The sequence below is a fragment of the Luteimonas terrae genome (assembly GCF_031457535.1).
Lineage (GTDB): Bacteria > Pseudomonadota > Gammaproteobacteria > Xanthomonadales > Xanthomonadaceae > Luteimonas > Luteimonas terrae_A.
The window spans coordinates 82,747-95,820 of record NZ_JAVDWO010000007.1 but is presented as its reverse complement, the minus strand read 5'-3'; the positions used below and the strand labels follow the sequence as shown (position 1 = coordinate 95,820).

Sequence of the window (13,074 nt, the reverse complement as noted above, 5' to 3'; positions counted from 1 at the left end):
CACGGCGTGTTGCGCGCATCGCGCGAGCATGGGCGTATGTCCTGAAGGAGTGTTCCGATGAGCCAGACGCCTCCACGCATCTTCACCAGCCGCGAGGACCTCGTTGCGATCGAACAGCGCATCGTGCTGCTCGACGACGAGGCCCGCGTGCGGGTCACGCTCGATGACGGCACCGTCGTCCAAGGCACGGTGTCGGCCCGGCCGACGCTGGAGGTTTTCCGGAACAGCGATGGCGACGAAGGCCACAACGCACGGTTGCGGCTCGACGATCTGGAGCACCCGGAAATCCCGCACTACATCTGGGTTGGCGACGTGCGCGACATCGAAGCAATCGGGATGGCCTGACGGCGGTCACATCGTCAGCCGCGTTGTCGCTCAGGCGTCGCAGCGCACGCGACGCGTGACGTTGCCTATCGTGTCTTCAACCAGCAGCACATCGGGGCCATCGAGCGTCAACGTCCGTGTCTCGTTCCAGGTATCGCCTTCCCCCTCATACCGGCCTTCAAGCAGGACCGTGTCGACATCAGGGGTCCGCACCGTCACCGGCGTGACGGTGCTCTCGTAGAACCGCAGCACTTCGGGCTCGATGTGCAACACCAGCTCGCTGCCGTCGGACCCGCAGGCCTCTGCGCTGGCTTCCCAGTGTCCCAGGAAGCGCGCGGGCATCGCAGTCGATGCCGGCGACTCACCCGCTTCGTCCGGTCGGGTCGGCGGGGGCATCGACGCGGGCCGCGCGCAACCACGTAACGGGCCGCGACCATCGATCGTCAGCAGGCCGGTCATCGGGAAGCGAGCCCCGGACATATTGTCCTCGCAGCGCATGCGGCGCACGATCACGACGATGCTGCCGGTCGCGTCGGATGCATCCAGGCGCAGGCCGTCCGCGGTCATCGAACTGCGCACATCCGGGAACAACCGACCGGCTTCGTCCAGACCGCTCAGCACGATCGCCCCACGCTCGAAGCGCGCCTGCCAGAACGGTTCGTTGGTCGACACGACCACGTCATCTTCTGCGTCTGCGTCAGGTGCCTCGGCATCTGATGCGGATGTCGCGCCGTCGGAGACCTCGACTGGCGACGCGTCAGGTTGGCAGCCGGCCATCAGCAGGACGGCGGGCAGCAGCAGTCGGATCGCGGCGATTCGCATGACGGGTTTTCTCTAGAAACGGCTGGGACAGCTTCACCCATCGCGTGTTCATTTTTGATCACGCCATCAGGGATGCGCCGCAAGCGCATGATTGCACTACAGTTTTCGCTGCAATGCAGCATCCGGAAAGCCGTCGAGAAACGGTGAAAATATTCAATATTTTCAATGTGTTATAGTTACACACCTTCGCTGTTCGCCGTGAGGGCCTCGCCATCCCAGTCGTCCGTAATCTTGCCGCGCTACTCGTCGGCGTCGCCCTTCTGCTGATGGGCAGCGGCCTGCTCGGCACCTTGCTAGCCGTCCGCGGCGGTCTCGAGGGCTTCAGCGACCAGACCCTTGGCCTGATCATGTCGGGCTACTTCGTCGGCTTCTTTCTCGGCACCTACATGGCGCCTGGATTGATCCAGCGCATTGGTCACATCCGTGCGTTCGCGTTCTACGCGGCGCTGTGCGCGGCGGCCATCCTGCTGCATCCGATCTTCATCGATCCCTGGGCCTGGGCCGCGCTGCGGGTGATCACCGGCATCGCGCTGGTGGGGCTGTACACGGTCATCGAAAGCTGGCTCAACGTCGAGGCGCCGCCCGAAAAGCGCAGTCAGGTCTTCGCGGTCTACATGGCGGTGAACCTGCTGGCGCTGGCGGCCGGGCAATGGTTGATCGGCTTCCAGGATCCCGCGTCGTTCGCACTCTTCAGCATCGTGGCGATCCTGATCTGCCTGGCGGCGTTGCCGGTGGTCGCCAGCCGCATGACCCAGCCGACGTTGCCGGTCGTGCCGCGCCTCGCATTGGCCGCGCTGTGGCGCACCGCACCGGCGGCGGCGACGGGCGCACTGCTGGCTGGTGTGGCGATGGGGGGCTTCTGGGGCATGGGCGCGGTCTACGCAGCCGGGGTGGGCCTCGATCTGCAAGGCATCGCGTCGCTGATGAGTGCGACGATCCTGGGCGGCGCGCTGCTGCAATGGCCGATCGGCCGCCTCTCCGACGGCGGTGACCGGCGCACGACACTGGCCCTGATCTGCGCGGCAGCCGCGCTGATCGGTGTGGCGATGATGTTCGCCGGCGATCGTTCGCAGTTGGCGCTGTTCGGCCTGTTCTTCCTGTTCGGCGGCGTGGCGTTCGCGATCTATCCGATCTGCGTCGCGCATCTGCTCGATCACCTGCCGACAGAAGACACGCTGTCGGGCTGTTCCAGCCTGCTGCTGCTCAATGGCGTGGGCTCGGCGATCGGCCCGGCGATCGTCGGCGTGGCGATGTCGCGCTTCGGCCCGACCGCCCTGCCCGCCTCGTTCGCGTTGATTCTCGGCGCTCTCGCGCTCATCGCCGCCGGTCGCCGCCTGCTGCGTCAGCGCGACAACGACCATCCGTCCGTCTTCCATCCGATGCTGCGCACGACGCCATCGGCGCTGGAACTGCTGCCTGAAACCGGCCCCGCACCCGAGGGCCCCGACCTTTCCGATCCACATCACAAGGACCCACATTGACTCAGGAAACGACCACACCCGACCTCACCCCCGCCAATACCCCGTTCGTGCCGCGACTGATGCTCGCCACCGACCTCGACGGCACCTTTCTCGCCGGCTCTCCCGCGCACCGCCAGCAGCTCTACCGCCTGGTCGACCGCCATCCCGAGATCCGCCTGACCTTCGTCACCGGCCGCGGCCTCGAAGCCGTCATGCCGCTGCTGTCCGACCCCAGCCTGCCGCGTCCCGACTACGTGATCTGCGATGTTGGCGGCACCGTCGTCGACGGCCACACGCTGCAGCCGATCCAGCCCTTGCAGACGCGCATCGATCGTCGCTGGCCGGGCGAGCGCGCCGTGGCCGACGCGATGGCCGACTTCGCCGGACTCGTCCGCCAGGACGTGCCGCAGGAACGCCGCTGCTCGTATTTCTGCGAGCCGGCCGCACTGGCCGACGTGCGTGGCGATATCGAGGCCACCGCGCGCAAGCTAGGCTGTTCGGTGCTGTATTCGGCCGACCGCTATCTCGACATCCTGCCGCCCGACACCGACAAGGGCCGCACGCTCGCCGCGCTCGCCGATCATCTGGAGCTGCCGCGCGAGCGCGTGCTCGTCGCCGGCGACACGCTCAACGACCTGTCGATGTACACCTCCGGGTTTCAGGGCGTGTGCGTGGGCGAATCGGAGCCGGCGCTCGTCAAGGCCACCGACCAGCTGTCGAACGTGTTCCACGCCCAGGCGCCGGGTTGCGGCGGGATTCTCGAGGCGATCGCGCACTTCGATCTGCTCGATGCCGACGATCCGCATCTGCGGCAGACCGCCGATCCCGCGACCGGCCAGTCCGACCTGGTCATGGTCTACCACCGCCTGCCGTACGAGGAGTATGTGGAGGACGGCCAGCGCAAACGCCGCCGCCCCACCTCGCCCAACGGCATCATCCCCAGCCTGCTCGGCTTCTTCGGCAGCGGCCAGAAAGGCTCGTGGGTCGCGTGGAGCGTGGACGATCCCAAGCTCGGCAAGTTCGAGACGCGCACGCCGGTCGATGCCGACGCCTATTCCAACCTCACCGTCGCACGGGTGCCGCTGACCCACACCGAGGTGGATGCGTTCTACAAGCGGTTCTCCAAAGAAGCCTTCTGGCCGATGCTGCACACGTTCTGGGAACGCGCGCGTTTCAACGAGGACGACTGGAAGATCTATCTGCGCGTGAACCGCAAGTTCGCCGAGGCGACCGCCGCCGAAGCCGCGCCCGGCGCGACGGTGTGGCTGCACGACTACAACCTGTGGATGGTGCCGGCCTACCTGCGTGAACTGCGCCCGGACGTGCGCATCGCGTTCTTCCACCACACCTATTTCCCGTCGGCCGACGTGTTCAACGTGGTGCCGTGGCGCCGCGAGATCCTCGGCAGCCTGCTGCAGTGCGACTACATCGGCTTCCACATCCCGCGGCAGGTCGAGAACTTCGTCGACGTGGTCCGTGGCGCGATGCCGACCGAAGTGCTGAAGCGCGAGGGTTGCGCGCCGCGCTTTCTGACCTACGGCTGCGCGGTGGGCATGGACGAGATGAGCACGCGCATCCGTGTCGGCGATCGCGAGGTCGGCCTCGGCGCGCATCCGGTCGGCACCGACCTCAAGCGCATCGAGACCGGTCTGGCGCAGCCCCGGGTGCGGGTGCGGCTCGAACAGATCCGCCGCGAGTTCTCCGGTCGCAAGCTGGTGCTGTCGGTCGAACGTCTTGATTACACCAAGGGCACGCTGGAGAAGCTGCTTGCGTTCGAGCGCCTGCTCGGTGAACAGCCCGATCTGCGCGGCAAAGTCACGCTGTTGATGGTGTGCGTGCCGGCGGCCAAGGAGATGACCGTCTACCAGGAACTGCAGACCCAGATCGAGCAGGCTGTCGGCCGGATCAACGGGCGTCACGCGATGCTGGACTGGTCCCCCGTGCGGTTCTTCGCGCGCGGCCTGCCGTTCGAAGAAGTGCTGGCGCATTACGCCGCTGCAGACGTCATGTGGATCACGCCGCTGCGCGATGGCCTGAATCTGGTGGCCAAGGAATTCGTCGCGGCGCATGGCATCGAAGGGTCGTCGGGCACGCTGGTGCTGTCGGAATTCGCCGGGGCCGCCGCCGAACTCAAGGGCGCGGTGCTGACCAATCCGCACGACCTGACGGATCTCGTCGCCGGCCTGCGACAGGCCCTGTCGATGCCCGAGCATGAAGCCGTCGGCCGGCAGCGACAGCTGTTCGACATCGTCCGCTACTACGACGTCGAACGCTGGGGCCGCGACTTCCTCGAAGCCGTCGATACCGCCGGCAGCGGCGCCGACCAGCATCGCTATGCAATGCGCGGACTGGCTGCCTGATCGGATGCAGGGGCGCTTCGTGCAGGCATGTACGAAGCGCTTTTGCGTGTTCTATCGGCATTCGCGCTCTTTCATTGGCAGCGCATTCCAGCCGCGGCATCGGGTGCCGGGACAACCGCATGCATCTGCACCTCCCCCGCCAGGCGAGAGCCTGCCCAGGACCCGTTCCGGGGGGCAACGCGCATCGCGCGTCGGGTGCGGGATATCGACAGGCAGTCGTCGATCGGCACCTTCGTACGAACCCCGGGCACGACAGGTTCCGCTGCGCTCGACCCGCCCTGCGCTCAGCACAGTCGTGGCTTCCGATAGCGCCACCCTCCGTTCACCGCACCTTCCCTAGCCTGCAGCCACCTGTCGGCACCACGCCGGCGCCCGACCCGAAGAGGACGCCATATGCGCGCAGCACCCGCCACCGCTCTCCTGCTCACGTTCGCCCTGGCCGCATGCGGCGGTGAATCGACGCCCGCGTCGCCGGCCACCGACACACCCCCGCCTCCGCCGCCTGCCGCTGCCGCTACGGACGAGGCACCGCCGACCGGCTCGCTCGCCGCGCGCGAAGCCGAAGCCGCGCCGTCGAACACGATCAACTACGACTGCGAAGGCACGCGGATCACCCTTGCCCAGGAAGGCGAAGGCGATGACGCCCGCGTGCAGTTCGTCGTCGACGGCGTGACGCTTGACCTGCCACGTGTGGAGACCACCCAGGGGGATCGCTTCGCCGACGCCGACGGCAATGTGTTCTGGAGCCACGGCGCCGACGAAGCGCGTCTGACGCTGCAGGGCCAGCACGAACGCAACTGCGCGCGCGTGTACTGAGCCGATCGCCCATTCATCGCCTCCGCCTTCCGGAGGCGATATCCTCGAACCGCTCCCCCCGCTCCCGACGCGTCGATCCGATCCCCAAGGCAAGGAGACGACAATGCGCTGGTTTACACCTGTGTTGACTGTGGCCATCGGCCTGACGCTGGCAGCCTGTTCGCCGGCCGAAGCACCGACCGTCGACGATCCGGCAACGCCGCCCGCGGCCGAGAGTACTGAGCCGGCCCCGCCCGACCCTGCAGCGCCGGCGCCGCAGGTGATCCACTACGACTGCGAGGGCACGCCCGTGGACGCCACGTTCGACGGCCACGGCCAGGTCAGCGTCGCGGTGGACGGCGCCAATCACGTATTGCGCACCGAAGACGGCCCGTCCGGCACGAAGTACGTCGACGACGCTGGCGTTGTGCTGTGGAAGCGGGGCGAACACGATGCGCTGCTGACGCGTCCCGACCGTCCGGACCGCATCTGTAGCGGTGCGCCGGCGGCGCCGGTTTAAGGCCAGCCGCAGCCTTTCGTGGAAGCGCGCTCGCACACTGGGCGGTGCGAAGCACTCCATCGCGCGCGAACGCGCTTCCACGCATCCGTGTCTCCAGGTAGACCATTGTCCAGCAGGCATTCCCCGCCTGCGCCACTAAGCTGGTCGAAGTCCCCCTGCGACGGTATCCGCCATGTTCCAGCGCGCCACGCGCCTGTCCGTCCGACTCGTCGAACGCTACCTGCCCGACGCCTATGTCTTCGTCCTGATCTTCACTGCGTTGGCTGCGATCGCCGCCTTCACGATCGAGCAGACGCCGCCACTGGAACTGATCCGCTACTGGGGCACCGGCTTCTGGGAGCTGCTCGGCTTTTCGATGCAGATGTTGCTGGTCCTGGTCACCGGCTTCATCCTCGCCAAGACGCCGCCGGTCAAGCGCGGTCTGACCTGGATGGCTTCGCGCTGCCGCACGCCGAAGAACGCGATCGTCGTGGTGACCCTGGTCGCGATGGCCGCCAACTGGATCAACTGGGGCTTCGGACTCGTCATTGGCGCGCTGTTCGCCCGTGAAGTGGCGCGCTTCGTGAAAGTGGATTACCGGTTGCTGGTGGCGAGCGCCTATTCGGGCTTCGTCATCTGGCACGGCGGCCTGTCGGGTTCGATTCCGCTGACGATCGCCACCGAAGGCCACTTCATGCAGGAAGCCATCGGCGTGATTCCGGCATCGGACACCATCTTCGCGCCTTTCAATCTGCTGATCATTGCGCTGCTGGTGATTGCCATCCCGCTGATCAATCGCGCGATGACACCGCCCGACCAGGACGCAGTGCTGTTCGATCCGCCCGAGGATCCCGAGCCGCCGGCGCCAGCGCAGGACCAGAGCCCGGCCGAACGTCTCGAACACGGCTGGATCCTGTCGGTCGCGGTCGGCGTCGCCGGCCTGGTGTTCCTCGCCGATCACTTCATCGCCGGCGGCGGACTCAACCTCAATATCGTCAACTACGGCTTCCTGATGCTTGGCATCGTGCTGCATCGCACGCCGGCGCGCCTGCTCGCGGCGCTGCAGGAAGCGATCAAGGGCGGCGCGGGCATCGTGATCCAGTTCCCGTTCTATGCCGGAATCATGGCGATTCTGGTCGGTTCGGGCCTGGCGACCACGTTGTCGGAGTGGTTCGCTTCCATCGCCAGCGCGCAGACCCTGCCCGTCCTGACCTTCCTGTCGGCCGGCCTTCTCAACATGTTCGTGCCGTCCGGTGGCGGCCAATGGGCAGTACAGGCACCGGTGATGATTCCGGCGGCACAGGCGCTGGGCGCGGACCTGCCGCGTGTGGTCATGGCCGTGGCCTGGGGCGATGCGTGGACCAGCATGCTGCAGCCGTTCTTCGCCCTGCCGCTGCTGGCGATCGCGGGGCTCAAGATCAAGAACATCATGGGCTACTGCCTGATGGTCCTGTTCGCCGCGGGCGTGATCATCGGCCTGGTGTTCCTGCTGTTCTGATCGATCTGTGCAGGTCCGCCGCGCGACAGGCGCGCGGCGGATACGCGTTCACTCCGCGTGGCGAGCGGCGATCTCCGCCAGACGCGCATCGAGCGCCTCACGCGGCCACCAGCGGCCACGCGCCATGACACCAAGCGGTGCCTGGACATGCGACAGGTCTTCACGCGGATCGCCTGCCAGCAACACCAGATCCGCGCGCTGGCCCACTTCGATGGTGCCGAACGCCTCCGGCGTGCCGAGCGCTTGCGCGGCATTGCGTGTGCCGGTCACAAGCACTTCGTAGGGCGTCATGCCCGCGGCCTGCATCATTGCCATCTCGCGGTGGATCGAGAAACCCGGCACGTTGAAGAACTGCGGCGCATCGGAGCCGAGCACGATCGGCGCACCACCCTCGTGCAGCGCCTTCAGCAGTTCGCGTCGCAACGTCACCAATGCCTGCGCCGCGTCCGGCTGGAAGGTCTCGCGCGCCGCGTACTCGTGTTTCGCACGGCGCCAGCGTTCGCGCTCCGACGCCGGCATGTAACGCATCTCCGGCCACTGCAGCATCGCTTCGGGCGTCTCCGCCGAGGCCATGTGTTCGACCAGGGTCAGCGTCGGCACATTCCAGGTGCCGGCAGCGCGGGTCCGCGTGACGGCGTCTTGGATCCGCCCGCGCTCGACCCACTGCACCCAGCCGCTGCCGAACCAGCCTGCTTCGCGATCACCGGTGTCGGTCCCCGGCGGCACCAGGAATTCCACGTAGCGGTCGAAGTGATCGATCGAGGTCTGTTTCGCGTCGAGCGCCACCTCGAGCGGGACGCCGTCCGGGATATGACCGGCGAACGGAATGCCCACCGCATGCGCCGTCGCGGCCATCCGCGGATACGCATCGGCAGGAATGCTGCCGATCTTGACCAGGTCGAAGCCGGCGGCGTGATGCGCGCGCACCTCCCGCGCAGCCGCGTCGGCGTTCTCGCTCCGCAACCACGGACTGGCCACGACCATCGTCGGACCACTGATTTCACCGCGTTCGATGCGCTCGCGCAGTTCGGGATGCGAGACATCGCCCGACATGTTGCGCACCAGGGTCACGCCGTTGGCGAGATACAGATCGAGTGTGTCCTGCACGTAGACGGGATCATCGCCGCCGGGCACGTGCCCATGGAATTCCGCCAGTCCGGGCATCAGCACACGGCGCTCGCCGGCAATGCGCGTTGCGTCTTCGGGTACATCAACGCTGGCACTCGGACCGATGGCGACGATGCGTCCATCGCGGACCACGACCGTCTGCGATTCCAGGCGCACGTCGCGGTCCATCGGCAGCACGTCGACATCGACGAATGCGAAGGCCCCTGCAGCGCCCCCAGATCCGGTCGACTGGGCGTGCGTGGCCCCCGCCAGCAACAACGCGGTTGCCGCAAACCCCTGCAACCACCTCATGTGGACGGACGCGCATGCAGCGCGACATTGAGCTGGTCGATCACGACGATCCAGTCGGCGTCCTCGATGCGCTCCTCGCGCAACAGCTGCGCCTGCGACTCGGTCCAGAACGGCGCTTCTTCCAGTCGCATGTCATCGGGCAAAGGACCGTGCGCGGCGATGAAGTCACGGATCGAGGCTTCGTCGTTCGGCAGGCCGAGCTGGGCGAAGAGTTCTGAAAACGGATGGACGGTCGATTCCACGGTGCACTCCGGATTGGTCGTGCAACGAGCCTAGCGCGGGCTGCGTCAACGCAGGCGCAGGCGCCGCTGGTGTGCGGATCCCGGAAACGCGAACCGCCCGGCAAGCGGGCGGTCCGGTCGACACAGATGCCGCGGCGCGGGCTAACGGACGACTTTCTTCGCCACCGTCAGACCCAGCACGAACAGCACCACGGCGATGATGACCGCCGCCCAGAACAGGAACTTCGCAATGCCCATCGCGCCACCGGCGACGCCGCTGAAACCGAGCGCGCCGGCGACGAGGCCGATGACTGCAAAAATGATGGCCCACTTGATCATGAAACGTTCTCCTTGCGGGACGGCGCGATCGCGCGTCGCCAGTGGCCGAAATCTTCCGCCGCGCCTGGTGCGGAGCGCGTGAATGCAGGACGCATATCGCTTCAGCGCAGACGCATCGCCAGTGCGCGCAGGACGCAGGCCATCCAGCCGAGAATCAACACGATCACGGATTTCTGCGCGAGCCCACGCGGTGCCTCGCGCCACGCAGCGAGGATCCATACCGAGGCGAAGCACAGCAGCGCCCACGGCAACGCCCAGCGCGCCGCATGCCGCCACGCCGGGTCGCGCAAGAAGCCCAGCGCCTGCACCACCATGCCGGTGGTCGCGAAGAGGAACGCGCCCTGTGCGGATACGCCATGGATCAGGCCTTCCAGCGATCGGTCCACGCCCGGCATGTCCATCCACGCGTAAGCGGTGGTCGAGAGCGACATGCCCGCGAGCACGAACAGCAGCAGCGCCGCAGCGCTTCGCGCCTGTGGTGCGTGCGCTTCGCGCAGCGCCCAGCCCAGGGCGACCATTCCGGCGCCGAGTGCGACGTAGGCGATCTGCAGCAGCGGCCCCCAGTCACCGATCAGGTACAGACTCATCTGGCTGGCGACCGGATCGAGGTCCGTGCGCACCAGGTGCAGCGCGATCGCAGCGGTCACGAATACGGCAAGACTCGCGGACGCGATATGGCGCGCGCGGCGGATCGCCGGGTGCGCAGGGACGATGGATGCGGACATCGGACACGGAGATCGGGTACTCGCGACGCATGCTACCGGAACCGTCACGTTCCGCTGGCCGCGAACCCGTGACGATGCGCACCACGCCATGGTTCCCAGCCCCGATGCCGCGCGACTCCCGTAACCGACACGCCGCGATCCGTCTGCCCGATCTGCGCATCGACAGCTGCAACCTGCCCCTGCGGGATCCCGACGGCGACGGATTTCTCGGCGATCGCGCGAGCCAGACGGCGTTCCGGCGCTTTCTCGACGCACGACGCCGGCACCACTTCACCGGACGCCGTGATCCTTTCGGCCGCGCGGCGACGCACGCGATCCCGAAGAACGAGATCGACCTGGTCCTGGTCGGCGGCGACGCCGATGCCGCGCATCTCGTGCATGCGGCGGTCGAGGATCATGCGCACCAGCTCGCGGGCGTGATCCGCGGATTTCTGGCCACCGGGGAATGGCACGGGGTGCGCCGCATCGTCATCGGCGGCGGATTTCCGGGCAGCCGCGTGGGCGCGCTGTCGGTCAAACGCGCTGGCCGGCTGCTCAAGCTCGCGCGCAGCGGCGTCGATCTGTCGCTGCTGCGGCACGATGGCGACGATGCAGGTCTGCTCGGCTGGGTGCCGCTCGCGCCGGCCGCGACTCATCGGCACGACGCCTTCCTCGCCGTCGACATCGGCGGCACCAACATCCGCTGCGGCCTCGTCGCGCCGCATCTGGATCGCCGCGACGACGGCAGCCGCGCCCGGGTTCTCGAGCGCAGCCAGTGGCGGCACGCCACCGAATCGCCGGATCGCGAGGACGCGGTGACCCGGATGGCGGCCATGCTCAATGGTCTCATCGCGCACGCGCGCACACTCGACCTGCGTCTCGCGCCCTTCATCGGTATCGCATGTCCCGGCCAGATCCATGTCGACGGGCGGATCCTGCACGGGGCGCAGAACCTTCCGGGCGACTGGGAGGCCGAGGATTTCCGGCTCGCGGACGCCCTGCGGCTTCGCCTGGACCGCATCGGAAATCGTGCGCCACTGGTACTTCTGCACAACGACGCCGTCGTGCAAGGCCTCAGCGAGCGGCCACGGATGACATCGGTGGAGCGCTGGGGCGTGCTGACGATCGGCACCGGACTCGGCAACGCCAGCTACACCAACCACCGCGCCTGAACCGTCCGGAGCGCCCGGGGCCGGTCGAGGGGCCACGGGTGCTATGCTCGATCCTCGGGCCGCGCCCGATCCGTGCGCTCCGCGCGACCTGAGCCGTCGCCCGCCTCGCTTTCTCTCCCGCGTGACCGCCCTGACAGGGCTCCGCTCACAGGAAGCTTCGTGCCCGGTTACTCCACACGTATCGTGACCGTCCAGGTCGGTGGCCATGCCTACCGCCTGCGCGTGCTCGGCGATCTGCAGCAATACGCCGATCCCGATGGTCATGGTGCGGATCTGGGGATCTCGTCGGCGCAGTGGTCGTTGTTCGGTCAGGTCTGGCCGTCCGGTCGGCTGCTCGCACAGACGATGGAACGTGCGGATGTGGCAGGCAAACGTATTCTCGAGACGGGTTGCGGTCTCGCATTGTCGAGTCTGGTGCTCCAGCGTCGCGGCGCGATCATCGTCGCGTCCGATGTGCACCCGCTCGCCGAAGGATTTCTCGCGTACAACGCGGCGCTCAACGCGTTGGATGCGGTGCATTACCGGCAGATGCGCTGGGATGTCGAACTCACCACGCTCGGTCGGTTCGACATGATCATCGCGTCCGACGTGCTGTACGAACGGGCGCACGCGGCCCTGCTGGCGGATGTGGTCGAGCGCTACGCGCAGCCGATCGCCGAGATCGTCATCAGCGATCCCGGCCGCGGCAACAGCGCGGCCTTGAGCCGTCTGCTCGATGCCCAGGGCTTCTCGCTGCACGAGTCGCGCGCGGGCATCGACAACGACGCCGCTGCATTGCCGCGCGGCCGCTTGCTGCACTACCGCCGCGGTATGGGGCGGTTGCAATGAGCGAGCGTGCCGACTGCGACCGTTGCGATGCCGTGTGTTGCCGCCTGACGGTGGTGCTGCAGCCGGGTGACGATGTCCCGGAACGTTTCACCGATGTCACCGACGCCGGACTGCCGGTCATGGCGCGTGACGAGGAAGGCTGGTGCGTCGCCATCGACAGTGCCCGCATGTGTTGTTCGATCTACGAAAGCCGTCCTGACGTCTGCCGACGTTTCGTCATGGATGGTCCTTACTGCCGCGACATCCGTGCCGATTACATCGAGCGTGGCAGTCGCGGCATCCCGCTGGCGATGTATTGACGGAGTCCACCGGATGTCCCGTACCAAAACCCCGAGCCCCCCGCAGTCCGACACGCGTCACCTGTTCGCAGGTGCGCGCAAACCCAACGAGCGTGGCGCATCGCTGACCAGCGACCGCATCGCAGACGATCTTGCATCGTTCCGCAAGTCCGGCGGCAAGATCGAAGTGCTCGGCAACACGCGCACTCTGACCCGCATCGACGGACCTGCGGTGCCGCCGCCGGTCGAAGCTGCACCGCGCAAGCGCCGCGCGGGCTGAAGCCCCGCGCTGTCGCTCTGACGACGGCGCGTCGATCCACGTGTCCCTAATGTGTCGGCCTGTCTTCCAGGAGCC

15 protein-coding genes are annotated in these 13,074 nt (G+C 67.2%); 10 read left to right on the top strand and 5 right to left on the bottom strand.

The window, feature by feature from the left end:
• Positions 1 to 57: 57 nt before the first annotated feature.
• On the top strand, positions 58 to 345 hold the full coding sequence (locus J2W68_RS09735) for a DUF3247 family protein (RefSeq protein WP_310235162.1): 288 nt from the start codon (positions 58 to 60) through the stop codon (positions 343 to 345).
• Between the two features lie 30 nt (positions 346 to 375).
• Here J2W68_RS09735 and J2W68_RS09730 read toward each other — a convergent pair whose 3' ends face one another.
• Positions 376 to 1,146, bottom strand: coding sequence for a hypothetical protein (locus tag J2W68_RS09730; RefSeq protein ID WP_310235160.1), 771 nt, complete (start codon positions 1,144 to 1,146; stop codon positions 376 to 378).
• 212 nt (positions 1,147 to 1,358) lie between these two features.
• Between J2W68_RS09730 and J2W68_RS09725 the strand changes: the two genes are divergently transcribed.
• From J2W68_RS09725 to J2W68_RS09705, 5 genes are all read left to right on the top strand, one after another.
• Entirely contained in the window at positions 1,359 to 2,627 is a 1,269-nt protein-coding gene (locus J2W68_RS09725) for an MFS transporter (RefSeq protein ID WP_310235571.1), read from the top strand.
• Positions 2,624 to 4,966, top strand: coding sequence for a glucosylglycerol-phosphate synthase (gene ggpS, locus J2W68_RS09720; RefSeq protein WP_310235158.1), 2,343 nt, complete (start codon positions 2,624 to 2,626; stop codon positions 4,964 to 4,966). The genes J2W68_RS09725 and ggpS overlap by 4 nt, the downstream gene beginning before the upstream one ends.
• Positions 4,967 to 5,359: 393 nt before the next feature.
• A complete protein-coding gene (locus J2W68_RS09715) occupies positions 5,360 to 5,782 on the top strand; it encodes an MliC family protein (protein ID WP_310235157.1) in 423 nt (140 codons plus the stop codon).
• Between the two features lie 103 nt (positions 5,783 to 5,885).
• Positions 5,886 to 6,281, top strand: coding sequence for an MliC family protein (locus J2W68_RS09710; RefSeq protein WP_310235155.1), 396 nt, complete (start codon positions 5,886 to 5,888; stop codon positions 6,279 to 6,281).
• Positions 6,282 to 6,453: 172 nt separating this feature from the next.
• Positions 6,454 to 7,758: a short-chain fatty acid transporter gene (locus J2W68_RS09705; protein WP_310235153.1), complete on the top strand. Its 1,305-nt coding sequence runs from the start codon at positions 6,454 to 6,456 to the stop codon at positions 7,756 to 7,758.
• Between the two features lie 48 nt (positions 7,759 to 7,806).
• Here J2W68_RS09705 and J2W68_RS09700 read toward each other — a convergent pair whose 3' ends face one another.
• The 4 genes from J2W68_RS09700 to J2W68_RS09685 form a co-directional block, all read right to left on the bottom strand.
• Positions 7,807 to 9,177, bottom strand: a complete 1,371-nt coding sequence (locus tag J2W68_RS09700; protein ID WP_310235151.1) for an amidohydrolase family protein — start codon at positions 9,175 to 9,177, stop codon at positions 7,807 to 7,809.
• Complete coding sequence (locus tag J2W68_RS09695; RefSeq protein WP_310235148.1) at positions 9,174 to 9,419, bottom strand: DUF2789 domain-containing protein; 246 nt, start codon at positions 9,417 to 9,419, stop codon at positions 9,174 to 9,176. Before J2W68_RS09695 ends, J2W68_RS09700 begins: the two co-directional genes overlap by 4 nt.
• 141 nt (positions 9,420 to 9,560) lie before the next feature.
• Positions 9,561 to 9,737 carry a DUF1328 domain-containing protein gene (locus J2W68_RS09690; protein ID WP_310235146.1) on the bottom strand — a complete coding sequence of 59 codons (177 nt, stop codon included), beginning with the start codon at positions 9,735 to 9,737 and terminating at the stop codon, positions 9,561 to 9,563.
• Between the two features lie 101 nt (positions 9,738 to 9,838).
• Complete coding sequence (locus J2W68_RS09685; protein WP_310235143.1) at positions 9,839 to 10,462, bottom strand: DUF998 domain-containing protein; 624 nt, start codon at positions 10,460 to 10,462, stop codon at positions 9,839 to 9,841.
• 104 nt (positions 10,463 to 10,566) lie between these two features.
• Between J2W68_RS09685 and J2W68_RS09680 the strand changes: the two genes are divergently transcribed.
• From J2W68_RS09680 to J2W68_RS09665, 4 genes are all read left to right on the top strand, one after another.
• A complete protein-coding gene (locus J2W68_RS09680; RefSeq protein WP_310235141.1) occupies positions 10,567 to 11,613 on the top strand; it encodes an ROK family protein in 1,047 nt (348 codons plus the stop codon).
• 159 nt (positions 11,614 to 11,772) lie between these two features.
• Positions 11,773 to 12,441: a class I SAM-dependent methyltransferase gene (locus J2W68_RS09675; RefSeq protein ID WP_310235139.1), complete on the top strand. Its 669-nt coding sequence runs from the start codon at positions 11,773 to 11,775 to the stop codon at positions 12,439 to 12,441.
• Positions 12,438 to 12,740: a YkgJ family cysteine cluster protein gene (locus J2W68_RS09670; RefSeq protein WP_310235137.1), complete on the top strand. Its 303-nt coding sequence runs from the start codon at positions 12,438 to 12,440 to the stop codon at positions 12,738 to 12,740. Before J2W68_RS09675 ends, J2W68_RS09670 begins: the two co-directional genes overlap by 4 nt.
• 13 nt (positions 12,741 to 12,753) lie before the next feature.
• Positions 12,754 to 12,999 (top strand): hypothetical protein, encoded by a 246-nt coding sequence (locus tag J2W68_RS09665; protein WP_310235135.1) that lies wholly within the window; start codon positions 12,754 to 12,756, stop codon positions 12,997 to 12,999.
• Positions 13,000 to 13,074 lie beyond the last annotated feature (75 nt).